Annotated in this window: 20 protein-coding genes and 2 tRNA genes; 9 read left to right on the top strand and 13 right to left on the bottom strand. The window is 70.5% G+C overall.

Annotated elements, in window-relative coordinates; all coding sequences use genetic code 11:
• Positions 1-7: 7 nt before the first annotated feature.
• A complete protein-coding gene (locus AMK58_RS14435) occupies positions 8-586 on the bottom strand; it encodes a hypothetical protein (RefSeq protein WP_035677507.1) in 579 nt (192 codons plus the stop codon).
• A 213-nt stretch (positions 587-799) separates the two neighbouring features.
• Between AMK58_RS14435 and AMK58_RS14430 the strand changes: the two genes are divergently transcribed.
• A tRNA-Asn gene (locus AMK58_RS14430) sits at positions 800-875 on the top strand.
• 4 nt (positions 876-879) lie between these two features.
• Positions 880-956: transfer RNA gene (locus AMK58_RS14425), tRNA-Asp, on the top strand.
• Positions 957-1,004: 48 nt separating this feature from the next.
• Here AMK58_RS14425 and AMK58_RS14420 read toward each other — a convergent pair.
• From AMK58_RS14420 to AMK58_RS14390, 7 genes are all read right to left on the bottom strand, one after another.
• Positions 1,005-1,610, bottom strand: coding sequence for a hypothetical protein (locus AMK58_RS14420; protein ID WP_051140512.1), 606 nt, complete (start codon positions 1,608-1,610; stop codon positions 1,005-1,007).
• Between the two features lie 197 nt (positions 1,611-1,807).
• Positions 1,808-3,214, bottom strand: a complete 1,407-nt coding sequence (locus AMK58_RS14415) for an alginate export family protein (protein WP_059399101.1) — start codon at positions 3,212-3,214, stop codon at positions 1,808-1,810.
• Entirely contained in the window at positions 3,211-4,848 is a 1,638-nt protein-coding gene (locus AMK58_RS14410) for an MFS transporter (protein ID WP_035677511.1), read from the bottom strand. The genes AMK58_RS14415 and AMK58_RS14410 overlap by 4 nt, the downstream gene beginning before the upstream one ends.
• Positions 4,845-5,285: a DoxX family protein gene (locus AMK58_RS14405; protein WP_174442064.1), complete on the bottom strand. Its 441-nt coding sequence runs from the start codon at positions 5,283-5,285 to the stop codon at positions 4,845-4,847. Before AMK58_RS14405 ends, AMK58_RS14410 begins: the two co-directional genes overlap by 4 nt.
• Positions 5,286-5,299: 14 nt before the next feature.
• On the bottom strand, positions 5,300-7,270 hold the full coding sequence (locus AMK58_RS14400; RefSeq protein ID WP_059399100.1) for an amidohydrolase: 1,971 nt from the start codon (positions 7,268-7,270) through the stop codon (positions 5,300-5,302).
• Positions 7,267-7,566: a XapX domain-containing protein gene (locus AMK58_RS14395; protein WP_059399099.1), complete on the bottom strand. Its 300-nt coding sequence runs from the start codon at positions 7,564-7,566 to the stop codon at positions 7,267-7,269. Before AMK58_RS14395 ends, AMK58_RS14400 begins: the two co-directional genes overlap by 4 nt.
• Positions 7,567-7,680: 114 nt before the next feature.
• Positions 7,681-8,352, bottom strand: coding sequence for a hydrolase (locus AMK58_RS14390; protein ID WP_014197758.1), 672 nt, complete (start codon positions 8,350-8,352; stop codon positions 7,681-7,683).
• Positions 8,353-8,596: 244 nt separating this feature from the next.
• On the opposite strand from AMK58_RS14390, the gene AMK58_RS14385 reads away from it, so the two are divergent.
• Positions 8,597-10,225 (top strand): sensor histidine kinase, encoded by a 1,629-nt coding sequence (locus tag AMK58_RS14385; RefSeq protein WP_051140514.1) that lies wholly within the window; start codon positions 8,597-8,599, stop codon positions 10,223-10,225.
• Between the two features lie 11 nt (positions 10,226-10,236).
• Positions 10,237-10,893 carry a response regulator transcription factor gene (locus AMK58_RS14380; RefSeq protein ID WP_079285718.1) on the top strand — a complete coding sequence of 219 codons (657 nt, stop codon included), beginning with the start codon at positions 10,237-10,239 and terminating at the stop codon, positions 10,891-10,893.
• Between the two features lie 11 nt (positions 10,894-10,904).
• Here the strand turns inward: AMK58_RS14380 and AMK58_RS14375 are convergent, their stop codons facing one another.
• On the bottom strand, positions 10,905-11,729 hold the full coding sequence (locus AMK58_RS14375) for an alpha/beta fold hydrolase (protein WP_059399098.1): 825 nt from the start codon (positions 11,727-11,729) through the stop codon (positions 10,905-10,907).
• A 483-nt stretch (positions 11,730-12,212) separates the two neighbouring features.
• Between AMK58_RS14375 and AMK58_RS14370 the strand changes: the two genes are divergently transcribed.
• A complete protein-coding gene (locus AMK58_RS14370; RefSeq protein WP_059399097.1) occupies positions 12,213-13,850 on the top strand; it encodes a bifunctional diguanylate cyclase/phosphodiesterase in 1,638 nt (545 codons plus the stop codon).
• A 10-nt stretch (positions 13,851-13,860) separates the two neighbouring features.
• Here AMK58_RS14370 and AMK58_RS14365 read toward each other — a convergent pair whose 3' ends face one another.
• The 4 genes from AMK58_RS14365 to AMK58_RS14350 form a co-directional block, all read right to left on the bottom strand.
• Complete coding sequence (locus AMK58_RS14365) at positions 13,861-14,043, bottom strand: hypothetical protein (RefSeq protein WP_035677526.1); 183 nt, start codon at positions 14,041-14,043, stop codon at positions 13,861-13,863.
• Positions 14,044-14,063: 20 nt separating this feature from the next.
• On the bottom strand, positions 14,064-15,953 hold the full coding sequence (gene feoB / locus AMK58_RS14360) for a ferrous iron transporter B (RefSeq protein ID WP_035677527.1): 1,890 nt from the start codon (positions 15,951-15,953) through the stop codon (positions 14,064-14,066).
• Between the two features lie 67 nt (positions 15,954-16,020).
• Positions 16,021-16,320 carry a FeoA family protein gene (locus AMK58_RS14355; RefSeq protein ID WP_051658377.1) on the bottom strand — a complete coding sequence of 100 codons (300 nt, stop codon included), beginning with the start codon at positions 16,318-16,320 and terminating at the stop codon, positions 16,021-16,023.
• 146 nt (positions 16,321-16,466) lie between these two features.
• The gene (locus AMK58_RS14350; protein WP_079285715.1) at positions 16,467-17,282 is read right to left on the bottom strand and encodes a tetratricopeptide repeat protein; all 816 of its coding nucleotides are present in this window, start codon (positions 17,280-17,282) and stop codon (positions 16,467-16,469) included.
• A gap of 52 nt (positions 17,283-17,334) precedes the next feature.
• On the opposite strand from AMK58_RS14350, the gene AMK58_RS14345 reads away from it, so the two are divergent.
• The 4 genes from AMK58_RS14345 (at position 17,335) to gyrB (ending at position 23,516) form a co-directional block, all read left to right on the top strand.
• On the top strand, positions 17,335-18,216 hold the full coding sequence (locus AMK58_RS14345; protein ID WP_035677530.1) for an SDR family oxidoreductase: 882 nt from the start codon (positions 17,335-17,337) through the stop codon (positions 18,214-18,216).
• Positions 18,217-18,479: 263 nt separating this feature from the next.
• Positions 18,480-19,610 (top strand): DNA polymerase III subunit beta, encoded by a 1,131-nt coding sequence (gene dnaN / locus AMK58_RS14340; RefSeq protein WP_035677532.1) that lies wholly within the window; start codon positions 18,480-18,482, stop codon positions 19,608-19,610.
• Between the two features lie 98 nt (positions 19,611-19,708).
• A complete protein-coding gene (recF, locus tag AMK58_RS14335) occupies positions 19,709-20,929 on the top strand; it encodes a DNA replication/repair protein RecF (RefSeq protein ID WP_236778264.1) in 1,221 nt (406 codons plus the stop codon).
• 103 nt (positions 20,930-21,032) lie between these two features.
• Positions 21,033-23,516 carry a DNA topoisomerase (ATP-hydrolyzing) subunit B gene (gene gyrB, locus AMK58_RS14330; protein ID WP_035676408.1) on the top strand — a complete coding sequence of 828 codons (2,484 nt, stop codon included), beginning with the start codon at positions 21,033-21,035 and terminating at the stop codon, positions 23,514-23,516.
• The last annotated feature ends 13 nt before the right edge of the window (positions 23,517-23,529 follow it).

Here is a 23,529-nt window from a genome sequence, read left to right as displayed (position 1 = left end):
AACCCTCTTAACGCCGCAGCGGGCAGGCCCGGCGGGCCAGCCGGGCGTTCAGGTCGCCGGTTTCCACCACCGGCTCGCCCTGGCTGCGCATCACGAAGCCGAAGGTGTCCATGACGCGGTCCAGAACGATCTCCTGGTCGTCCGGACGGCGGCTGACCATCACCACGGCGTAGCCGGCGGAGCGGGCCACCGCGGCCTCCCCGCGCAGGCCGCGCACTCCCCAGCCGGCCAGCGCGCCCTTGCAGCGGAACAGCTCCACCGACAGGCCGGCGCCGCCGGTCGCCCCGGCCACCACATAGCCGGCGGCCACCGCCAGCGGGGCCAGCAGCCCGTCCCAGTCCAGGCAGTCCTCCCGCGACACCCACATGCCGCCGACCGAGCAGGGGGCGGCGCCAATGGCCTCGCCCAGCCCGGCGCGGAAGGCGCGCAGCACTTCGACAGCCTCCGCCGCGGGCATCGGCTCCACCCGGTTGCCCTCCGGCATCAGCATCAGCCGCCCGGCCCACTCGGTGGAGGGGGGAAGCTGTTCGGTGAGGCGGGCGAGGAGGGCTTCGCGCGCCTGGGCGAAGGGAACGACCTTGGACATGGGGAACGGGGACCAGCGGCAGGTGACGGGAACCGGGGCCGGAAGGAAGCGAAAGCCACGCCCGCTGTCAACCGGTGCGCGAGGCCTTCGCCACATTTCCGCCCCATTGTCACGGCCCTGCATCGCTGCCGCGGGCGTGACGCAGAAAATCCCGCCGCCGGGTCGTTTTCCCCTTGCCAGCCCCCGGAAAGGGGCTTATAAGCCGGCCTCCGTTCCGGATTAGCTCAGTCGGTAGAGCAGCGGACTGTTAATCCGCGTGTCGCTGGTTCGAGTCCAGCATCCGGAGCCATATTGCGGGTGTAGCTCAGTTGGTTAGAGCGCCGGCCTGTCACGCCGGAGGCCGCGGGTTCAAGTCCCGTCACTCGCGCCACCTTCCCTCATCGGTGGCTTTTTCCTCTCCCCCTCGTCTTTGTACCGGTTATCGCATCACGGTGACCGTGGCGGCCTCTGTCCGGCTGATGACCACCTCGTCGCCGGGCTTCACCGTTTCCAGCCCCTGCACGTCCGGCGGGACCGGAACCGTGCGCGTGCGCCCCTGCGGCCCGCGCAGCGTGACCATGCGACGGTTGAGGTCGATGGCCTCGACAACCTCCGTCACCTGGGTGGTGGTGATCGCCGACGCGCGCGGCATCTCGCCGACCGCAGCGCGGTCCGTGCTGCTCCGCTGAATGGCGCCCGGTCCACCGCCCGGCGGCTGGGTAACGATGTTGGTCAGGCGGGCGTACTCGATCTGCACGGTGTCGCCGACCTTGATGCGGTTGAAGTTCCGCACTTCGGTTCCGGCGGTCACCGCCTCTTCCCGCCCATCCGGGAATTGCAGGATCACCGTCCGCGCCGCCTTGTCGATGCCGCGGACCTTGGCGGTGGAGCGGACGTTCTCGACCATGGACAGCCGCGGCGTCGGCTCGACGCTCGCCGGGGCCATGGCGGCGGACGGCGGTGCGGTTTCGGACGCCGGCGCGCAACCGGCGAGGACCGCGCCGCTCAGGAACACCGCCAGGACGGCACGGGTTTGGTGCTTCATGGGATCGCCTCCACCTCTTCTGGGACCAACGTCCGGGCGTATGTCCGGTTCGCTTGGGTCCGGTTCGGGCGCAGGAACGGCACAGTCGCGCGGATGTTCCATATTCCGACCCTGGCCGACCCTGGTGGCCGGTGCAAGTTACCGTAAGTTCGCCCCTTTGACCCGTCCGATGGATGGGAGCGGTTCACCCGGAGGGATCAGAATTTGAACACCGCCTCCATCCCGACGAAGTGGATCGTCTTCGCGGGGCCGGTGTCCTGAAGGAAGGAGCCGGGCCGGAACAGCGAGTAGGACAGCAGCCCCTCGACCGTACGCCCGGCGGCGTAGGACAGCACAAGCTCCCCCTGCGTGCCGATGTAGCGCGACCGCGATTCGGCACCGGAGCGGAGCAGGTTGCCGGACAGGTCGTAGACGCCGTCCTCCAGGCTCATCCGCCAATAGGCGATGGCCGATGCGGACAGGCTGAATTCATCCGACAGCGTCAGATCCACGGAAGGATGCAGGTTCATCAGGTTCAGCGGCCCGACCGGAGTCAGCTCCCCGAAATACTTCGCGCGGGGGAAGAGAGGGTTGAAGGTGCCCAGCCGCCCGTCGCCGGGATCGCGGTCGCCGCTGGCGATGTTCGCCTTCAGCCCGAGCCGCGGGCGCAGCGGGACGCCGTCCCAACGGTGGCCGGTGTCGCTGGCGACCGACCATGCGGCGATGGTGTCGCCCCCTGCATTCGGGCCGTCGATCCGGCCGGTCTGGAGCATGGCCTCCCAGTTCCAGTCCCATCCGTCAGCCTCTCCGAACAGGCGGGTGCCCAGCGTGTGCCGCTCCTCCCGCCCCTGCCCGCCCTCGAAGGATGCCGCCCGGTTGCCGTAGCCGATGTAGTAGGCGTCCAACCCCGTCCCCCAGCCCGACCCCGCGCCGCGCGTGGCGTACAGCCCCCAGGCGGAGCGCCCGCCGTCGCGCCGGTCGTCGAACAGGTCGGGCGCCGCGCGGACCGGGCGGCCGATGAAGCCGTCCACCCGCCAGGGGCCGGCGGTCACGATGCCCGTGACCGCGTCGAAGGCGCGCGGCACGTTGGCGCCGTAGCGCAGGCTGATCAACCGTTCCGACCCGTAGGCGAGCATCTGGCGCCCCGCCCGCAGCGTGCCCTGCGCGTCCCCCAGCGGGACGGAGAGGTCGGCGAAGCCCTGCAGCAGGTCGGTACGATCGACGTCCGGCGCCCCCTCCGGCCCGAGCTTGCCCGCCGAGCCGGCCATCACGAGCTGCCCGAAGACGCGCAGGGCCGACCCCGCACGCAGGTCGGCGTAGGGCAGCAGGCGCCACAGGCCGTAGGCGTCGTTCCTCGGCTCGTCCTGCCCCCAGCCGCTGTTGCGCACGGCCTCGCCGCGCAGCCGCGCCTCCAGCCCGGTGGACAGGGAAACCGTGCCGCCGGGGCTGAGCGGGACCGCCTTGAACCGCTCCCAGAAGGCGCCGCTGCCCGCCGCGGGGTCGAGGAGGTAGCGGTAATCCTCATCGTAGCGGCTGTTGGTCAGCGGCGGGGGCGGTGTGTCCGCGAGAGCCGGGGCGGACTGGAGCAGCAGAGCCGCGACCAGCGCCCCGCGCCACCGCCTCACGACGCCTTTCCCACGCCGTGCTCCAGCGCCAGGAAATGCGACACCCGCGGCGGACCGTCGCCGCGGTGGAAGGCCAGCGCCTCCTTCTGCACGTCCGCGTCGGCGTGTGACACCCGGCGGTGTTGGCGCTGGTGCTCCGCCCAGGATTCCACGAAGAACCACTCCAGCACCCGCTCCGGATCGCCGGAATCCTGGCTGACGCCCCAGGCGTAGGCGCCGTCCCGCCGCCGCGCCTCCGACAGGCGGCGCAGCGCCGCGTGGAAAGCGTGCTGGTCGGCGGCGGCCACCCGGTACTCGATGGTGATGAGCACCGGGCCGCGGTCGTTGCGCACCGGCTCGGCGGTCAACGGCTCCGGCCAGTGGTTGGAGGGGGTGAGGTCGGCCTCGCCCTCCGGCAGCGGCACCGCGCGGGACAGCACCGCGACAGCCAGAAGCCCAATGGCGCTGACCCACAGGGTGGCAGGCACGCCGATGGCATCGGCCAGCGCGCCCCAGCCGAGGCTGCCCGCCGTCAGGGCGCCGTTGAAGACGGTCAGGTAGAGCGCCAGCCCACGCCCGCGCACCCAGTTGGGCAGGATGGCCTGGGTGGTGGCGCTCAGCGTCGTCAACACGGCGATCCACGCCGCACCGGCGCCCAGCAGGACCGGCAGCGCCAGCCAGCGCGGCGGGGCCAGGGCCAGAATGCCCATGACGACGGCGGTGACCAGCGCCGCCGCCAGCATCAGGCCATCCGCGCCCAGCCGTTCGCGGACGCGCGGCAGGACGGTCGCCCCGCCGATGGCCCCCGCCCCCACGGCGCCGAGCAGCAGGCCATAGAAGCCCGGCCCGCCGCCCAGCATCGGTCCGGCGACGATGGGCAGCAGGGCCCACAGGGCGCTGGCGCAGGCGAAGAACAGGCCGGCGCGCAGGAAGACGCGGTGCAGCTCCTTGCTGGCCCGGGCGTAGCGCAGCCCGGCGCGCAGGGCGCCGCCAAACTGCTCCGACAGATCGTCGCGGGCATCGGGGGTGCGCCGCCACCACAGCAGGGCGGCGATGACGATGATGTAGGAACTCACATCCACCGCGTAGGTGGCGGCGGCCCCGGCGGCGGCCAGGATGGCGCCGCCCGCCGCCGGGCCGATGGCGCGGGCGATGTTGATGCCCAGGCTGTTCAACGCGACGGCGCCCTTCAGCTCGCCGCGTGGAACCAGCTCCGGCACGATGGACTGCCAGACCGGCGCCATCAGCGCCGCCCCGACCCCGCCGAGGAAGGTCAGCCCGGCGATGGAGGCGACGCTGGCGACGCCCAGCCACGCCTGGATCATCAGCGCGGCGCTGACGCAGGCGAGCAGGCACTGGATGACGATCAGCATCCGCCGCCGGTCCATGATGTCCGACAGCACCCCCGCCGGGATCGCCAGCAGGAAGATGGGCAGCGAGCCCGCCGCCTGGATCAGCGCGACGGTGGAGGGCGATCCCGACAGATCGAGCACCAGCCACGCGCTCGCCACGTCGCGCATGAAGGTGCCGACGTTGCCCAGCACGGCCGCCACCCACAGCACGGCGAACAGCCGGTTGCGCAGCGGCGCGAAGGCGCCGGCGGGCTTGGAGGCGGGCGGCTTTTTCCCGGGGTTCGGGACGGCCTCGGCGGTCATGCGCGCCCTCCCCGGCGATGGCTCAGCACCGCCGCCGCCGCGAAGCCGCCGACAATGGCCAGATGCTCCAGGAAGGTGGCGGTCTGCCGCGCGCGGTCCGGCCCCTCATAGGTCCAGAAGGCGTGGGCGAGCAGTGTGGCGACCACCGTGAAGCCGGCGAGAATCCCGGCGCCGAGCCAGCACCAGCGCCGTGTCAGAAACAGCACCGACCCGCCGAGCTGGGTGACGATCACCGCCACCGCGACGAGAACCGGCAGGCCGAGCCCCAGCCCCGCCGCCTCCGCCACGGCGCCGTTGAAGTCCGTCAGCTTGACCAGCCCGCTGACGACGAAGGGGGCCGCCAGCGCGAGGCGGGCGAGCCAGGCGGTCCCCGGCCAGTCGAGCAGGGCGGCGACCGGCGCAATGGCGTCCTTGCGCGTGGAGAGGGTGTCGGCCATCGTCGCGTTCCCCCTCACACCGCCCAGCAGCCGCAGCCGAACACGCCCCAGAAGCTGCGCGCGTCGGACGAAGGCACGTCGGCGCCCAGCGCCGCCGCGTGGTCGTGGCCGTGCACCGCGCAGCCGGAATGGCAGCCGCACTCCGCCGCCTGCTTCTGCACCGTCCTGGGATCGCGGTGATAGCCGCCGACTGTGGCGACCGGCGACCAGTCGGGCATCGGCTTGGGCAGCGGCGGGGCGAGCGTGTCGTAATCGCCCTCGCCATGCACCACGGCGCCGCCCAGCAGGGTCAGGACCGAACGGATGTGGGGGATGCGGTCCTCCGGCACGGCCATGTAGTCGTCGCTGAGCAGCGCCGCGTCGGCGAGCTGCCCGGCCTCGATCCGGCCCTTCCTGCCCTGCTCGTTGGAGAACCAGGTGTTGGCCTCCGTCCACAGGCGCAGCGCCGTCTCGCGGTCCAGGCGGTTGGCCATCGGGTAGAGCGACAGCCCGCCCACCGTCTTGCCGGTGACCAGCCAGGACAGCGAAACCCAGGGATTGTAGCTCGCCACACGGGTGGCGTCCGTCCCGGCGCCCACCGGCACCCCGGCGGCCATCATCTTCGCGATGGGCGGCGTGGCCTCGGCGGCCTTGGCGCCGTAGCGCTCCACGAAATACTCGCCCTGATAGGCCATGCGGTGCTGCACGGCGATGCCGCCGCCAAGCGCCGCGATGCGGTCGATGTTGCGCTCGCTGATCGTCTCGGCGTGGTCGAAGAACCAGTTCAGCCCCTGCAACGGGATGTCCCGGTTGACCTTCTCGAAGACGTCGAGCGCCCGGCCGATGGTCTCGTCGTAGGTGGCGTGCAGCCGCCACGGCCAGCGCCGCTCGGCCAGCAGGCGCACCACCGGCTCCAGGTCCGTTTCCATGTTGGGCGGCATCTCGGGCCGGGCGACGCGGAAGTCCTCGAAGTCGGCGGCGGAATAGACCAGCATCTCACCCGCCCCGTTCAGGCGGTAGCGGTCGTCGCCGTCGCCCGGCTTCACCGTGTCCGACCAGGTGGCGAAGTCCTTCAACTCCTCCTTCGGCTTCTGGGTGAACAGGTTGTAGGCGATGCGCAGGGTCATCTCGCCGTCGGCGTGCAGCTTCTCGATGATCGCGTAGTCGTCGGGGTAGTTCTGGAAGCCGCCACCGGCGTCGATCACGCTGGTGACGCCCAGACTGTTCAGCTCGCGCATGAAGTGGCGGGTGGAGTTGACCTGATACTCCTCCGGCAGCTTCGGCCCCTTGGCGAGGGTGGAGTAGAGGATCATCGCGTTGGGCAAGGCGAGCAGCAGGCCGGTCGGGTTGCCCGCCGCGTCGCGCTGGATCTCGCCGCCCGGCGGATTCGGCGTGTCCTTGCCGTAGCCCACCGCCCGCAGCGCCGCGCCGTTCAGCAGCGCGCGGTCGTACAGGTGCAGGATGAAGACCGGCGTGTCGGGGGCGGCGGCGTTCAGCTCCTCCAGCGTCGGCAGGCGCTTCTCGGCGAACTGGTGTTCGGTAAAGCCGCCGACGACGCGCACCCACTGCGGGGCCGGCGTGCGGGCCACCTGAGCGCGCAGCATCGCCATGGCGTCGGCCAGGGTCGGCACGCCGTCCCAGCGCAGCTCCATGTTGTAGTTCAGGCCGCCGCGGATGACGTGGATGTGGCTGTCGATCAGGCCGGGGATCAGGCGGCGTCCCTTGGCGTCGATCACCGTGGCGTCGGGGGCGGCGGCGGCGCGCACCTCGGCCTCCCGCCCCACGGCGAGGAAGCGCCCGTCGCGGATCGCCGCGGCGTCGGCCTGCGGGTTGGCGCGGTCGAGCGTCGTGATCTTGGCGTTGACGATCAGAAGGTCGGAAGAGGGCATGGCGGCATTCCCAAGGCGGGTGAGCAGGGGCGAGGCGAGCAGGGTGGCGGCGGCGCTTCCGGCGATGGCGCCCCGGCGACCGATCCCGGCGCGACCGTTTCCGGTGCCGCCGGTCATGCCCGGCCCCGCGGGGGAGCGTCCGCGGCGGGGGCCGGCGGGGTCGCGGCATCGGGAGCGGCGGCGCTGCCGGCCTGCGGCCCCAGGATGTGGCGGGCGCAGTCGTTCTGGATGAAGGCGAGGACCGGTTGCCCGGCGATCAGCCGCTTGACCACCGGCACCGCCTGCTCGCCGACCAGCATGCCGAGCAGGCCGATCAAGGCGATGGTGGGCGGTGCCGGGGAGCGGACGCCGAGCAACGCGTAGAGGACGCCGACCAGGATGCCGGCGCCGAGGGAAAGCAGATAGGGCATCATGGCGTGCCTGTTCTTCGTCCGGATGGGCGGAAAGGGGCGGACCGGCCCCGGGAAGGGTCGGGACCGGTCCGCCGCGGCGCCGGGCATCGGGCGCCGCAAAGCAAGCGCTGCGGATCAGGCGGCGGCGCTGTGGCCGCCTTCCGACGCGCCGAACATCGTCTTGGCGTAGATGATGCCCAGGCCATAGGCGCCGCCATACTTCTTGGCGATGCCGGTGGTCATCTCGTAGGTCTCGGTGCGCGCCCAGTCGCGCTGCAGCTCCAGCATGTACTGGAGCGAGGTCATCGGGCGGACGCCGGCCTGGACCATGCGGTCCATGGCGCGCTGGTGCGCCTCGACCGAGACGTCGCCGCAGGCGTCGGCGATGACGTAGACCTCGAAGCCCTGGTCCAGCGCCGACAGGGTCGGGCCGACGATGCAGACCGAGGTCCACAGGCCGCAGAAGACCAGCCGGGTCTTGCCCAGGCCGTTCACCCGCTTGATGACGTTCGCGTCCTCCCAGGTGTTCATGGAGGTGCGGTCGGTGACCTCCGCCCCCGGGAAGGCCTCGGTGATCTCGGAGAAGATCGGGCCGGAGAAGCTCTTTTCCGCGACGGTGGTCAGGATGGTCGAGACGCCGAACCCGGCGGCGGCGTGGGCGACCAGCGCGGTGTTGGTGCGCAGCGTCGTGGCGTCGATCGAATGGGTCGCAAAGGCCATCTGCGACTGATGATCGATCATGATCAGCGCGTGGTCCTTCGGCGATACGAGCAGTTTGCCGGGAGTCGCGGTGGCGGTGATGGTCATGTCTCTATCCCCGTTGTTTTTGGCGCCGGTGCCAATGGCGTTGCCTCTGACGATGTCTGTGGCCCGGCGGTGTGTCGAAGCATCGGTCAGGGACGGAGGACGGCGACATTGAACTTGCGTTTGCCGGCCCTATACCTTGGTATATCAGGCCAAGGCGCCGCTCGCCGCCGGTGACGGACGGGGTAAAGGACTGGGTTTGAGGGTTGAGGGCGGACGTGACCCGACGGGCGGGCGAGCAAGGGTGATGCGCACGAGCGACGATCCCGGAGACCAGCGGTTTCTTCTGGCGACCCTGCCGCCGCGGGCGGGGCAGACGCGGCTGGCCATCGGCACGGTGGCCGGGCTTCTGGTCGCCCTGGCGGTGGCCGCCCCCTTCGCGCGCCTGACGCTGGACGGGACGGCGGTCCTGCTGCCCGCCTACGCCACCGCGGTCCTTCTGACCGAACTGATGACCGCCGTGCTGCTGTTCGCGCTCTACGCCACGCAGCGCACGCCGGCCCTGCTGGCGCTGGCCGCGGGCTATCTGACCACGGCGCTGCTGATCGTTCCTTGGGCGCTGACCTTCCCCGGGGTCTTCGCGCCGACCGGGCTGCTCGGCGCCGGCCTGCAGAGCACGGCCATCGTCGCCGCCGGGCGCCGCATCGGCCTGCCGCTGTTCATCCTCGCCTACGCGCTGCTCAAGGTGATGGAGGCCGGCCCGCGCGAGGCGCACCGCCCCGTCCTGCCCGCCATTGCCGGCGGCATGGCGCTGGCGGTGGTCCTGGCCGGGGGGCTCACCGCCTTCGCGCTGGCCGACGACGCCCTTCTGCCACGGCTGATGATCGACACCATGCGGGAAACGCCGCTGTGGCGGGTCGTGCCGGTGAGCGCGCTGGCGCTCTGCGCCGCCGCACTGGCCGTCCTGTGGCGGCAGCGGCGCTCCGTCCTGGACCTGTGGCTGATGGTCGTGCTGGGCGCCTGGGCCATTGAGACCTGCCTGCTGAGCTTCATCAGCGCCGGGCGCTTCAGCGCCGGCTGGTGGTCGGGTCGGGTGTTCGGGCTCGCCGCCTCCAGCATCGTCCTCCTGGTCCTGCTGGCCGAGATGACCACGCTCTACGGGCGGCTGGTCCGCTCGGTGGCGGCGGAGCGGCGGGTGCGCGACGCCCGTCTGGCCAGTCTGGAGGCGCTCTCCGCCTCCATCGCGCACGAGGTCAACCAGCCGCTGGCGAGCATGGTCACCAACGCGGGCGCCGGGCTGCGCTGGCTGGACCGCCCGTCGCCCAATCTGGTGGAGGTGCGGGCGGCGCTGAAGCGGATTTCCGACGACGGGCACCGCGCCGCGCGGGTGATCGCCTGCATCCGCGATTCCTTCCGCAAGGCGCCGCCCCAACGCAGCCGGCTGGACATCAACGGCGTGATCCGCAGCGCGCTCGACCGCACGGAGGGCGAGCGCCGCCTGAACCGCATCGCCGTGCGCACCGACCTTCAGCAGCGCCTGCCGGCGGTCAACGGCAGCGCCGTGCAGCTCGAACAGGTGCTGCTGAACCTGATCGCCAACGCCGACGACGCCATGGCCGCGGTCACCGACCGCCCGCGCGTGCTGAGCATCCGCTCGCGCCGCCGCGGGCTCACGGATGTCATCGTTTCGGTGGAGGACACCGGCACCGGTCTGCAACCGGCCCAGGAGGAGCGGCTGTTCGAACCTTTCTTCACCACCAAGGAGCATGGGATCGGCATGGGCCTGACCATCTGCCAGTCGATCGTGGAGGCCCATGGCGGCCGGTTGTGGGTGGCCGCCAACCAGCCCCACGGCGCCGTTTTCCGCTTCACCCTGCCCGCCGACGACGAGCCGGAGCGGCCGGAGGCCGGAGCGGCCCTGGAGCGGACACCATGAGCGACCGGTCCATGTCCGACCGCCCCCCTTCCGACCGGTCCGCCATGGCCGTGGAATCGCCCTTCGTCGCCATCATCGACGATGATCCGTCCATCCGGGAGTCGCTGGTCAGCCTGCTGCGCTCGGTCGGGCTGACCGCCCTGCCCTTCGCCTCGGCGCATGACTTCCTGCAGCAACGCCTGCCCGACGCGCCGGGCTGCCTCGTGCTCGACGTCCGGCTGCCCGGCCAGAGCGGGCTGGAGTTCCAGCGCGAACTGACCGCGGCGGACATCCATCTGCCGGTCGTCTTCATCACCGGTCACGGCGACATTCCCATGTCGGTGACGGCGATGAAGGCCGGCGCCGTCGAATTCCTGGCCAAGCCCTTCCGCGACCAGGATCTGATCGACGCCGTCCACACCGGCATCGACCGCGACCGCGACCGCCGCCGCGCCCTGGACGCGCTGTGCGACCTTCGCGAACGATTCCGCAGCCTGACCCCGCGCGAGCGGGAGGTGATGCGGCTCGTCGCCGCCGGGCAGCTCAACAAGCAGATCGCCGCTGAGCTGCAGCTCAGCGAGATCACCGTGAAGGTCCACCGCGCCAGCGTGATGCGCAAGATGCAGGCGCGGTCCCTGCCCGATCTGGTCCGCATCGCCGACAAGGTGACCCCCGCCGGCGACGCCTGACCGGTCCCGGCTTACGTTCCCTTGATGAAGGCGAGCACGTCGGCGTTGAAGCGGTCCTGGTGGGTGGCCGTCAGGCCGTGCGGCGCCCCCTCATAGACCTTGAGCGTCGCCTGCGGCGCGATCTCCACGGCGCGGCGGGCCGCCGCGTCGATGGGCACGATCTGGTCGTCGTCGCCGTGGATGAGCAGCGTCGGGAGCGCCATCTTCCTCAGATCCTCGGTGAAGTCGGTTTCCGAGAACTGCTGGATGCAGTCGTAGGCGCCCTTGATCCCGGCCATCATGCCCTGCAGCCAGAAGGACTGCCGAAGCCCTTCCGACACCTTCGCTCCGTCACGGTTGAAGCCGTAGAAGGGCATGGTCAGGTCCAGGAAGAACTGCGACCGGTCGTCGTAGGTGCCCTTGCGGATGCCGTCGAAGACCTCCATCGGCAGGCCGCCGGGGTTGGCCGCGGTCTTCAGCATGATCGGCGGCACCGCCCCGACCAGCACGGCCTTGGCGACCCGTCCGGTGCCGTGGCGCCCGATGTAGCGGGCGACCTCGCCGCCGCCGGTGGAATGGCCGATCATCACCGCGTCGCGCACGTCGAGCGCGTCGAGCAGCTCGGCCAGATCGTCGGCGTACTGGTCCATGTGGTTGCCGGCCCAGGTCTGGTCGGAGCGGCCATGGCTGCGCCGGTCGTGGGCGATGACCCGGTAGCCCTGCTGGCCGAAGAACAGCATCTGCCCGTCCCAGGCGTCGGCGCTGAGCGGCCATCCGTGCGAGAAAACCACCGGCTGTCCGCTGCCCCAGTCCTTGTAATAGATGCGGGTGCCGTCCTTGGTGGAAATCGTGCTCAAAACCCCCTCCTTTTTTGGACGCGCGAAAGATCCGCGGCGGCAGACGCCAAGCGGATGAAGGCCGCTCCATCGATGGCGCGGATCGTTGTCTTCCTCGCAACTTTGCCGGAGGTCGGTCGGTCTGGATACTATACGGAGGTATCGGTGGAAGAGATGCATCGGCGGGCGGGCGGGGCGCAGCAACGGCGGCGCGGCGGCCCGCCCGCCCCGTCCTAACCACACGGGAAGGTTTCCGTGGAAATGCTGGTATCCGCATGGACCGCACCATCGCCCAAAAAGAAACGCGAGCGGCCAGAGGGATTTTTCGCCTGACGGTGGAAGTATTTCGTTTTTTCAATCAGTTCCGGTGCTTTTGTCAGTGATTTGAAGCCCTTTCCGTCTTCCGGACGGGCATAGCATCGTTTATCTTCGGGAAGCGGTGGGCAGGAAGCCTATCCATCTGGGAAATAAGCAAACGGTTTCTTGGAGGAGCAGAGCTTGCGGATGCTTGTCGCGGTGGCCGATGTACTGCGCCGGCAGAGCCGCAGCGTCGTTGTACGTCTTATGCTGTTTGGACTAGTCCTGGTCTTCGTCGGCGCCTGCGCGCGCATCTGGGTCCTATCCTCCTTCTTGGAGGACAAGATCAACAACCTGACCTCGTCCCAACAGCAATCGACGGCATCCTACGTCGCCCACGACATCGACGAGAAGATCAAGGCGCGGCTCGACCTCCTGCGCCGCGCCTCCGGAAGCCTGCCATTGGCGAGCCTCGACGATCCCGCAGCCCTGCGGGATTGGCTGAAGACGCATCACGAGATCGCGCCCTTGTTCTCGCGTGGGCTGATGGTCGTCCGGACGGACGGTCACGGCGTCTTCGCCGATTATCCGGAACGGCAGCGCTCGCCCGATTTCGACGTGTCGGATCGCGACTGGCTCCGGTCGGCGCTGGATGGCCGCGAACCGGTGATCGGGCGGCCCGCCCGCTCCACCATCGACGGAGAGCCGATGGTGGTCATGGCGATGGCGGTCACCGATGCCACCGGACGCCCGGTCGCGGTCCTGGCCGGCGCCACCGCCCTGTCGTCGCCCGGCTTCCTCAATCTGGTCCAGGGAAACCGCATCGGACGCAGCGGAGGCTTCCTCCTGGTTTCCCCCCGCGACAGGCTGTTCGTGTCGGCCAGCGACCACGGGATGATCCTGACCGCGACCCCGCCGGAGGGTGTGAACCCGCTGCACGACCGGGCCATGGCCGGCTACCGCGGCACCGGCATCACCGTCAACGCGGCGGGGGTGGAGGAGTTGTCCGCCATCGCCGCCGTCCCGACGGCGGGCTGGTTCCTGGTCGCCCGGCTGCCCACGGCGGAAGCCTTCGAAGGGGTGCGGGACCTGCAGACCTTCATCGCCACCAACAGCCTGATGATCGCCGCCTTCGCGGTGACCGTGCTGTTCATCGGCATGCGCCGTTTCTTCCGCCCGCTGACCGAGGCGGCGCGGCGGATGCACCAGATGGCCGACGGGCACGTCGAGCTGTCGCCCCTGCCGGTCCACCGCATGGACGAGGTCGGAGAGCTGGCACAGGGCTTCAACTATCTGTTGGGCAAGCTGCGGGAGCAGGAGGCCGCCCTGCGGGCGAACGAGGCGCGGATGGCCCACATGGCCCACCACGACGCGCTGACCGGCCTGCCCAACCGCGCCATGTTCCACGACCGGCTGCAGCAGGCCATCGACCGAGCGGAGCGCGGCGGCATGCTGTTCGCCCTGCTCTACATTGATCTGGACGGCTTCAAGCCGATCAACGACACCCACGGCCACAGCCGGGGCGACGAGGTGCTGCGGGTGGTGGCGCACCGCCTGTCCGGCCTGCTGCGTAAATCCGACCTGATCGCCCGCATCGGCGGCGACGAGTTCGCCATCATCCTGGAGGTGGAGGTGACCCCCGCCGGGGCGGAAACCGTCGCCGACAAGTGCCGGGCGGCGCTGGCGGAGCCCATCCTCGTCGACGGTCTGCGGCTGCCGCTCGCCCTGTCCATCGGCATCGCGGTCTACCCGCAGGACGGGCGGGATGCCCAACAGCTCATCGTCCACGCCGATCAGGCGATGTACGCGGTCAAGAGGGGCGCCGCCCGCGTCCCGGCCCTGTAGACGCCCCTGCTCAATGGCAGCTTGAACCGCCACCGGCCGGGCCGCAGCCCTTGCACCCGCCGCTGCAACCGGCGCCCTTCGGCGCGGCCCTGCCCAGCAGGCGGGCGCGCAGCCCGGCGGGCAGGATCACCCGCCACACCGTCCACACCGCGGCCAGCGCCACCACCACCGCGACCAGCAGATCCTGCCACATGGCTCTGTCCTCCCCTTCCCTTACAGCAGCGCAGACGCGACGCGGTAGGTGATGAAGCTCGCCCCGTAGGCCAGCGTGATCATGTAGGCGAACATCACCGTCGGCCAGAACCAGCCGTTGGTCTCCCGCTTCACCACCGACAGGGTGGCGACGCATTGCGGGGCGAAGACGTACCAGGCGAGCAGCGACAGGGCGGTCGGCAGGCTCCAGGAGGCGGCCAGCGCCCCGGCCAGCGAGGATTGCAGCGCGTCGCCGCTCTCGCTCAGCGCGTAGATCGTGCCCAGCACGCCGACCGCCACCTCGCGCGCCGCGATGCCCGGCACCAGCGCCACGGCGATCTGCCAGGTGAAGCCGATGGGCGCCAGCAGCGGTTCCAGCGCGTGGCCGATCATGCCGGCGATGGAATACTGGATGGCCGGCTCGGTCGCCCCCTCCGGCGCGCCGGGGAAGCTCGCCAGGAACCACATGACGATCATCAGCGCGAAGATCGTCGTGCCGGCCCGCGCCAGGAAGACCTTGGCCCGCTCGAACAGGCCCAGCGCGATGTCGCGCGGGTTGGGCAGGCGGTAGGCCGGCAGCTCCATCAGCAGCGGCTCTCGCGCGCCCTTGAACACCGTGCCTTTCAGAACGAAGGCGACGGCCAGCGCCGACAGGATGCCCGCGGCGTAGAGCGCGAACATCACCAGCCCCGGCAGCCCGACCAGCCCGCCCAGCAGCGGACGGTCCGGCACGAAGGCCGCGATCAGCAGCGTGTAAACCGGCAGCCGGGCCGAGCAGGTCATCAGCGGGGCGATCATGATGGTTGCCAGCCGGTCGGCGCGGTTCTCGATGGTGCGCGCCGCCATGACGCCGGGCACCGCGCAGGCGAAGCTGGACAGCAGCGGGATGAAGGCCCGCCCGTGCAGCCCCACCCCGCCCATCAGCCGGTCCAGCAGGAAGGCGGCGCGGGCGAGATAGCCGGTCGCCTCCAGCACCAGGATGAAGAAGAACAGCACCAGGATCTGCGGCAGGAAGATGACCACGCTGCCCACCCCGGCGATGATTCCGTCGGTCAGCAGGCTGCGCAGCGCGCCGTCCGGCAGGGTGGCGGCCACCCAGTCCTTGAGCCCGCTGACCGCGCCGTCGATCAGGTTCATCGGCGCCTCGGCCCAGGCGAACACCGCCTGGAACATCAGGAACAGCACGAGGAACAGGAAGGCCAGCCCGAACACCGGGTGCAGCAGCACGGCGTCCACCCGCCGGGTCGCCAGCGGCGGCAGGCCGGCGTCGGCCACGCAGCCGGCCAGCAGCCCCTCGACCTCCTGATGGTAGGCGCGCAGGTCGCGCGAGGACGGCTCGCTCCAGCCGCAGGAGGCAGGATTCTCCGCCACGTCCGCCGCCATGGCCATGGCGCCGTCGATCTGCTCCAGCAGCGGCTGGACGCCGCCGCGGCGGATGGCGACGGTCGGCACCACCGGCACGCCGAGCGCGGCCGACAGAGCCGCCGCGTCGATGCGGCAGCCGCGCTTCTCCGCCGCATCCATCATGTTCAGCGCCAGGATGATCGGGCGGCCCAGCCGCTTCAGCTCGACCACCAGCCGCAGGTTCAGGCGCAGGTTGGTGGCGTCGGCGACGCAGACCAGCAGGTCCGGGCTGTCCTCGTGCGAGAAGCGGCCGAGCACGACGTCGCGGGTCACCTCCTCGTCGGGGGAGCGGGCGCGCAGGCTGTAGGTGCCCGGCAGGTCGATCACCTGAACGCGGCGGCCGAGCGGGCTGACGAAATGCCCGATCTTCCGTTCCACCGTGACGCCGGGATAGTTCGCCACCTTCTGGCGGGAACCGGTGAGCGCGTTGAACAGGGCGGTCTTGCCGCAGTTCGGGTTGCCGACCAGCGCGATGCGCGGCGGCAGGGCGGAGTCCAGGACCGACATGGCCGGATGTCCTTGCAGGAGGTCGCTTTGAAAGAGGGTGGCGGCGCCGCGGGTCAGATGGCGGGCGTCAGGCGGCGGGCGCCACCAGCACGGCCCGCGCCTCGGCGCGGCGGAGCGCCAGCGTGTGCTCGTTCACGCGGATGGCGATGGGGTCGCGGCCCGGAAAGGCTTCGTGCAGGACCTCGACATGGGAGCCTTCGACCAGCCCCATCTCGATCATGCGCCGCTCCAGCTCCCCTTCGGGAAGGGTGGTGACGACCCCCCGCTCATCGACGCCGGTCACGCGGGCGCGCTCGCCCTTCTTCAACTCGCCCAAATGCCGTCCGCCGGGGGACTGGCCCGTTTCGGGGGTGGGATGACCGCTCATGGCTGCACCTGATCGCACCGGGAGGTGGGGGGCGCGTTCGTATCCGCCCCTCTTCGCCGCGGATGATCCTGCGAAGCGTTCGCATTCGTCCAGCCGGCTAAATGTCGCAGGAGCCTTGTAAAATAAGCGTAACGGCCCTACCGCGATTAGGGCTTTGCGGGGGCCGCCCCGCCCTTCGCCTCGCCCTTCGCCGCCGGTGCGGGCGCCGGCGCCTTGGCGGAGCGGTCGAGGTTGGCCTGCGCCGTCTTCGCCGCGGCGCTGGCCGGCGTGTTGCGGACGATCTGGCTCCAATCCTCCCGCGCGCCCGGCAGGTTGCCGGCCTGCGCCTTGATGGTGGCGCGCAGCAGCAGGGCGTCGGGATCGCCGGGGCGCAGCTCAAGCGCGCGGTCGATGTCGGCCAAGGCCTGCCGGTCGTTGGCCAGCGCCTTGTGGGCGGCGGCCCGGTAGAGATAGGCCTCGGCCCGCCGCGGGTCTCTCTTCAGCGCGGCGTCCAGGTCGGCCACGGCGTCCCAGAAGCGTTCCGTCTCGGCCCGCGCGATGGCGCGGTCGATCAGCAGGTCCACGTCCTCCGGCTGGAGCGCCAGGGCACGGCTGTAAGCCCGCTCCGCCCGCACATTGTCACCGGCGCGCAGCCACGCCCAGCCGGCCCGCCCGAGGATCGAGGCCCCGGCCTTCGGGTCGTCCTTGCCCAGCACCGGGGCCAGCTCCTCCAGCCGCGCCCCGGCGGTGGTGAAGTCGCCCTTGTGGAACAGCGCCAGCGCCTGGCACAGCCGGGCATGATCGCCGCCGCCGCGGTTCAGCCAGGTCTGCGCGCTCTCCAGCGCTTCGGCCGGGCGCTTCTCGGCGAGCGTCAGGCAGGCCTGGAATTCCCGGTTGTGATCGACGGCGGGAGCGGCCACAGCAGGGCTGACAGACAAGAGCGCCAGCGCGGCCGTGATGAGGTAAGCGTTGCGTCGGTTCATGGCGGCCTTACACTCCGTCATTGCCGCTTCCGACGCAAGGACCCCGCAAGACATGGCTTCACCCCGTCTGTTCGTCTTCGGCCTGGGCTTCACCGCCCGCGTGTTCGCCGACCGGCTGAAGGCCGAGGGCTGGCGGATCGCCGCCACCTGCCGCGGCGAGGACAAGCGCGCCGCCCTGGAGGCGCAGGGCATCGAGGCGTTCCTGTTCGACCGGGGCCGCCCGCTCGAGGACGCCCGCGCGGCCCTGGCCGGCACCACCCATCTTCTTGTCAGCGTCCCGCCCGACGAGCGGGGCGACCCGGTGCTCGACCAGCACGCCATGGATCTGGCGGATCTGCGGACGCTCGACTGGGCCGGCTATCTTTCCACCACCGGGGTCTACGGCGACACCAAGGGCGAATGGGTGGGCGAGGCGGCGTGGCTGCGCCCGACCGGCGAGCGGCAGAAGCGCCGCGTCGAGGCGGAGCGCGGCTGGCTGAACCTCTACCGCCAGTACGGCGTGCCGATGCATCTCTTCCGGCTGGCCGGCATCTACGGGCCGGGGCGCAGCGCGCTGGACAACGTGCGCGACGGCACCGCCCGGCGGGTCGACAAGCCCGGACAGGTGTTCAGCCGCATCCATGTGGAGGACATCGCGGCGACGCTGCGCGCCTCGATGGACAAACCGACGCTGGGCGCGGTCTACAACGTCGCCGACGACCTGCCCTCCCCCTCCCACGAGGTGGTGAGCTACGCCTGCGGCCTGCTGGGGGTCGAGCCGCCGCCCCTGGTGCCCTTCGAGGAGGCCGGGCTGTCGCCGATGGCCGCCAGCTTCTACGCCGACTGCCGCCGGGTGAAGAACGACCGCATCAAGCGCCAGCTCGGCGTGGCGCTGACCTACCCCGACTACCGCGCCGGACTGGACGCCCAGTTCGCGGCGGAGGGTGGGCGCTAGAGTCGCGGCGGCGCGAATCGCGCGCGCTCCCGCTCGGCCCGCATTCCCCCTACGGCGGCACCCCGCGGGGGCGTCACGGGCCTCCGGATGGGCTGGAATCGTCCTTTCCGGCGACCGCCCGACCGCGCCGAACGAATTTGGTTCGGCAAAACCGACGTTGTGGTATCATGCGCCCCCGTTCCGGCCCGCTGGATTGCGGCCGGACCGGCATGGGTACGCCTGCGAATCGCAAAAAAACACGACCTGCCGAGACGACGACCAGCATGAACATCATCATCGAACGCGCCGCCCTTCTCCGGTCCCTTGGTCATGTGCAGAGCGTGGTGGAGCGCAGGAACACCATCCCCATCCTGTCCAACGTGCTGCTGCGGGCGAGCGACGGCGAGCTGTCGCTGGCCGCCACCGACATGGATCTGGAGATCGTCGAGACGGTCCCGGCCACGGTGACCCGCGCGGGCGGTACCACCGCCCCGGCCCACACGCTGTACGACATCGTGCGCAAGCTGCCCGACGGCAGCCAGGTGGAGCTGGACATCGGCGGCGACGGCACGATCCTGACGCTGCGCGCGGGCCGGTCGCAGTTCAAGCTGTCCTGTCTGCCGGTCGACGATTTCCCGCAGCTGTCCGGCGGCGACCTGCCGCACCGCTTCGACCTGACGGCGGGCGACCTGCGGGCGCTGGTCGACCGCACCCGCTTCGCCATCTCGACCGAAGAGACGCGCTACTACCTCAACGGCATCTACCTGCACGCCGCCAAGGCCAAGGCCGGCGGGTCCGAGTTGCCGGTGCTGCGCGCCGTGGCGACCGACGGCCACCGTCTGGCGCGGGTCGAGATGCCGCTGCCGGAGGGGGCCGCCGGCATCCCCGGCGTGATCGTTCCGCGCAAGACCGTGAACGAGATCCGCAAGCTGATCGACGAGGCCGCCGACCGCATCGAGCTGTCGCTGTCGGACAACAAGATCCGCTTCGCCTTCGATTCGGTGGTGGTGACCTCCAAGCTGATCGACGGCACCTTCCCGGACTACGAGCGGGTGATCCCGGTCGGCAACGACAAGACGATGGAGGTGGACGCCAAGCTGTTCGCCGCCGCCGTGGACCGCGTCGCCACCATCTCCACCGAGAAGAGCCGGGCGGTGAAGCTGTCGCTGACCCGCGGCACCCTGACCCTCTCCGCCACCAGCCCCGAGGCCGGCAGCGCCACCGAGGAGCTGGAAGTCAATTACCAGGAAGGCCCCCTGGAAATCGGCTTCAACTCTCGCTATCTGCTTGATATCACGCAGCAGATCGAGGGCGAGGGCGCGCGCTTCTCGCTGGCCGACGCCGCGTCGCCGACCATCGTGCGCGACGTCGCCGACCCCACGGCCCTTTACGTGTTGATGCCGATGCGTGTGTGACCGGTCCGGACGGATCGGCGCTTTTCGGGCCGGTGCGCTCCAGACCCCGTGTTTGACGGGGTCCGGTGGCCCGGTCCCCGCATCCCGGATCGGACGCTTTGCTCGACGCCAGACAGACTTCGCCCTATCCCATCCCCGTGGTGAACACTCCGGCCGCCTTGGCGGTGACGCGCCTGACCCTGACCCGCTTCCGCGGTTATGACAGCGCGCGCCTGGAGCCCGACCACCGCCCGGTGGTGCTGACCGGGCCGAACGGCGCCGGCAAGACCAACCTGCTCGAAGCGGTCAGCTTCCTCGCCCCCGGACGTGGCCTGCGCGGCGCCAAGCTGGCGGAGGTCGAGCGGATCGGCGGCAGCGCTGGCAATGGCGCCGGCGTCGGCTGGGCGGTCGCCGCCGTTCTGGATACCCCCACCGGCCCGGTGGAGATCGGCACCGGCCGCGAACTCAGTTCCCAAGCGGCGTCTGGAGCGGAGCGCGACCGCCGCGTCGTCCGCGTGGACGGCCATCCCGCCAAGGGCCAGACCGTGCTGGCCGAGCATGTCGCCGTCGTCTGGCTGACCCCGCAGATGGACCGTCTGTTTCTCGAAGGCTCCAGCGGGCGCCGCCGTTTCCTCGACCGTCTCGTGTTCGGATTCGACCCCGCCCATGCCGGCCGGCTCAGCCGCTACGAGCACGCCCTGCGCGAGCGCGCCCGCCTGTTGCGCGAGGGGCATCGCGGCTGGAACGGCGACGAGGGCTGGCTGAGCGGGCTGGAGGACCAGATGGCGACCACCGGAGTCGCCGTGGCCGCCGCCCGCCGCGACGTGGTGCAGCGGCTGCGCGCCGCCTGCGGGCGGGCCGTCGGCCCCTTTCCCGGCGCCGACCTGACGGTGCAGGGCACGGTGGAGCGTTGGCTCGACGACGGTCCGGCGCTGGCCGCCGAGGACGCTCTGCGCCGCTCGCTGCGCGACAGCCGGCGCGCCGATTCGGACAGTGGCGGGGCCACGCTGGGGCCGCACAAGAGCGACCTCGCGGTGCGCCACGCCCAGAAGGACATGCCGGCGGCGCTCTGCTCCACCGGGGAGCAGAAGGCGCTGCTGATCGCCATCATGCTGGCCAACGCCCGTCTTCTGGCGGCGGAGCGCGGGGCCGCCCCGCTGCTGCTGCTGGACGAGGTGGCCGCCCATCTGGACCCGCAGCGGCGCGAGGCGCTGTTCGACGAGATCCTGGCGCTGGGCGCCCAGGCCTGGATGACCGGCACCGACGATTCGGTCTTCGGGCCGCTCGGCGGTGCCGCCAAACGCTTCCACATCGAGGATGCGACCGTGACCCCGGCCTAGCGATTGAAAATGGGCGCTCAAAAAAGGGCTCAAAAGCCCGGAAAATCACCTACCGAAGTACGGTATTCCGCCGAAACCCAACGCAGTCTGCTATAGTCGAGCCATGGCACAGGAAGCACTGAAGAACGACCTCCCGCAGCAGGATTACGGCGCGGAATCGATCACCGTCTTGCGCGGGCTGGACGCCGTGCGCAAGCGTCCGGGCATGTACATCGGCGACACCGATGACGGCTCCGGACTGCACCACATGGTCTACGAGGTCGTGGACAACGCGATCGACGAGGCGCTGGCCGGCTACTGCGACGCGGTCGTGGTGCAGCTCAACGCCGACGGGTCGGTCACGGTGCGCGACAACGGCCGCGGCATTCCCACCGACATCCACTCCGAAGAGGGCGTGTCGGCGGCGGAGGTCGTGATGACCCAGCTCCACGCCGGCGGCAAGTTCAACCAGAACTCCTACAAGGTGTCGGGCGGCCTGCACGGCGTGGGCGTGTCGGTGGTGAACGCCCTGTCGGAGACGCTGGAGCTGCGCATCTGGCGCAACGGCCGCGAATGGTTCATGCTCTTCCGCCACGGCGTCGCCGATGCCCGTCTGGCCGACGTCGGCCCGGCTCCGATGGTGGACGATGGCAACGGTGGGCAGAAGCCGCTCTCCGGCACCGAGGTCACCTTCCTGCCGTCCAAGGACACCTTCACCAACACCGAATTCGACTTCGCAACGCTGGAACACCGGCTGCGCGAGCTGGCCTTCCTGAACTCCGGCGTGCGGCTGGTGCTGACCGATGCCCGCGGGGTGGAGCCGCGGGTCCAGGACCTGCACTATGAAGGCGGGCTGGAAGCCTTCGTGAACTGGCTCGACCGCTCCAAGGTGCCGCTGCACAAGCCGGCGATCTCCATCAAGGCGGAGCGCCCGACCGAGCATGGCGGCGTGGTCACCGTGGAATGCTCGCTCCAGTGGAACGACAGCTACCACGAGACGACTCTCTGCTTCACCAACAACATCCCGCAGAAGGACGGCGGCACCCACCTTGCCGGTTTCCGCGCGGCGCTGACGCGGGCGATCAACAACTACGCCAACGAGTCGGGCATCGCCAAGAAGGAGAAGGTCAACCTCTCCGGCGACGACGCGCGCGAGGGGCTGACCTGCGTGCTTTCGGTGAAAGTGCCCGACCCGAAATTCTCCAGCCAGACCAAGGACAAGCTGGTCTCCTCCGAAGTCCGCCCGGTGGTCGAGGCGGTGGTGGGCGAATGCCTCGCCCAGTATTTCGAGGAGCATCCGGCGGACGCCAAGCGCGTCGTCCAGAAGGTGGTCGAGGCCGCCGCCGCCCGTGAGGCGGCCCGCAAGGCGCGCGAGCTGACCCGGCGCAAGGGTGCGCTCGACATCGCCTCCCTGCCCGGCAAGCTGGCCGACTGCCAGGAGCGCGACCCGGCGCTGTCCGAACTCTTCATCGTGGAGGGCGATTCGGCGGGCGGCTCGGCCAAGCAGGGCCGGTCGCGCCAGTTCCAGGCCATCCTGCCGCTGCGCGGCAAGATCCTGAACGTGGAGCGGGCGCGCTTCGACAAGATGCTGTCCTCGGCCGAGATCGGCACGCTGATCGCGGCGCTGGGCACCGGCATCGGGCGCGACGAGTTCAACCCGGACAAGACGCGCTACCACAAGATCATCATCATGACCGACGCGGACGTGGACGGCAGCCACATCCGCACGCTCCTGCTGACCTTCTTCTTCCGGCAGATGCCGGAGCTGATCGAGCGTGGCTATCTCTACATCGCCCAGCCGCCGCTCTACCGCATCAAGCGCGGCAACGCGAAGGAGCGGTATCTGAAGGACGACCGGGCGCTGGAGGAGTATCTGATCGAGGCGGCGCTCGGCGACCTGTCCGTGCGCCCCGCCGACGGTTCGCTGCTGAACGGCGAGCCGCTGCGCGAGATGGTCGAGCAGGCGCGCGGCGCCCGCCTGCACATCGAGACGCTGGCCCGCAAGGCCGGCAACCTGTCGGTGGTGGAATCGGCGGCGGTCAGCGGCGCCCTGTCGGTCGCCCTGTCGCAGGACACCGCCCAGGCGCAGCAGGCGGCCGAGACGGTGGCCTCCCGGCTCAACGCGCTGGACGTGGAAGGCGGCTGGCGCGGCGAGAGCCTGCTCCAGGGCGGTTACGCGCTGGTGCGGACGCGCCGCGGCGTGACCCACCGCCACCATTTGGACGCCGACCTGCTGAAGAGCGCCGAGGCCCGCAAGCTGGACGCCATCGCAGCGGACTTGAAGCGCGTCTACGCCGAGCCCGGCCGCGCCTTCGAGAAGCAGAAGGAAAGCCGCAGCCTGACCGGCCCCGTCGCCCTGTTCGACACGGTGATGGAGCTGGGCCGCCGCGGCGTGACGATCCAGCGCTACAAGGGCCTGGGTGAGATGAACCCCGACCAGCTCTGGGAAACCACGCTGGACCCGACCAAGCGCTCGCTGTTGCAGGTGAAGGTCAACCACGCCGACCAGGCGGAGGAGGTCTTCTCCACCCTGATGGGCGACATCGTGGAACCGCGCCGCGAATTCATCCAGGAGAACGCCCTGAAGGTCGCCAATCTGGATGTGTGAGTAATCTTTGTGG

Origin of the sequence: Azospirillum brasilense, assembly GCF_001315015.1 — a bacterium.
Classification (GTDB): Bacteria; Pseudomonadota; Alphaproteobacteria; order Azospirillales; family Azospirillaceae; genus Azospirillum; species Azospirillum brasilense.
This window is presented reverse-complemented; position numbering and strand designations above follow the sequence as displayed.

Bases quoted from the DNA above. Each gene is read 5' to 3' on its own strand.
- AMK58_RS14355 (WP_051658377.1), bottom strand. From the start codon at position 16,320: ATGAGCGGTCATCCCACCCCCGAAACGGGCCAGTCCCCCGGCGGACGG.
- gyrB (WP_035676408.1), top strand. From the start codon at position 21,033: ATGGCACAGGAAGCACTGAAGAACGACCTCCCGCAGCAGGATTACGGC.
- AMK58_RS14435 (WP_035677507.1), bottom strand. From the start codon at position 586: ATGTCCAAGGTCGTTCCCTTCGCCCAGGCGCGCGAAGCCCTCCTCGCC.
- AMK58_RS14410 (WP_035677511.1), bottom strand. From the start codon at position 4,848: ATGACCGCCGAGGCCGTCCCGAACCCCGGGAAAAAGCCGCCCGCCTCC.
- AMK58_RS14390 (WP_014197758.1), bottom strand. From the start codon at position 8,352: ATGACCATCACCGCCACCGCGACTCCCGGCAAACTGCTCGTATCGCCG.
- AMK58_RS14345 (WP_035677530.1), top strand. From the start codon at position 17,335: ATGGCTTCACCCCGTCTGTTCGTCTTCGGCCTGGGCTTCACCGCCCGC.
- AMK58_RS14380 (WP_079285718.1), top strand. From the start codon at position 10,237: ATGTCCGACCGCCCCCCTTCCGACCGGTCCGCCATGGCCGTGGAATCG.
- dnaN (WP_035677532.1), top strand. From the start codon at position 18,480: ATGAACATCATCATCGAACGCGCCGCCCTTCTCCGGTCCCTTGGTCAT.
- AMK58_RS14385 (WP_051140514.1), top strand. From the start codon at position 8,597: ATGCGCACGAGCGACGATCCCGGAGACCAGCGGTTTCTTCTGGCGACC.
- feoB (WP_035677527.1), bottom strand. From the start codon at position 15,953: ATGTCGGTCCTGGACTCCGCCCTGCCGCCGCGCATCGCGCTGGTCGGC.
- AMK58_RS14420 (WP_051140512.1), bottom strand. From the start codon at position 1,610: ATGAAGCACCAAACCCGTGCCGTCCTGGCGGTGTTCCTGAGCGGCGCG.
- AMK58_RS14350 (WP_079285715.1), bottom strand. From the start codon at position 17,282: ATGAACCGACGCAACGCTTACCTCATCACGGCCGCGCTGGCGCTCTTG.
- AMK58_RS14395 (WP_059399099.1), bottom strand. From the start codon at position 7,566: ATGATGCCCTATCTGCTTTCCCTCGGCGCCGGCATCCTGGTCGGCGTC.
- AMK58_RS14365 (WP_035677526.1), bottom strand. From the start codon at position 14,043: ATGTGGCAGGATCTGCTGGTCGCGGTGGTGGTGGCGCTGGCCGCGGTG.
- AMK58_RS14400 (WP_059399100.1), bottom strand. From the start codon at position 7,270: ATGACCGGCGGCACCGGAAACGGTCGCGCCGGGATCGGTCGCCGGGGC.
- AMK58_RS14370 (WP_059399097.1), top strand. From the start codon at position 12,213: ATGCTTGTCGCGGTGGCCGATGTACTGCGCCGGCAGAGCCGCAGCGTC.
- AMK58_RS14405 (WP_174442064.1), bottom strand. From the start codon at position 5,285: ATGGCCGACACCCTCTCCACGCGCAAGGACGCCATTGCGCCGGTCGCC.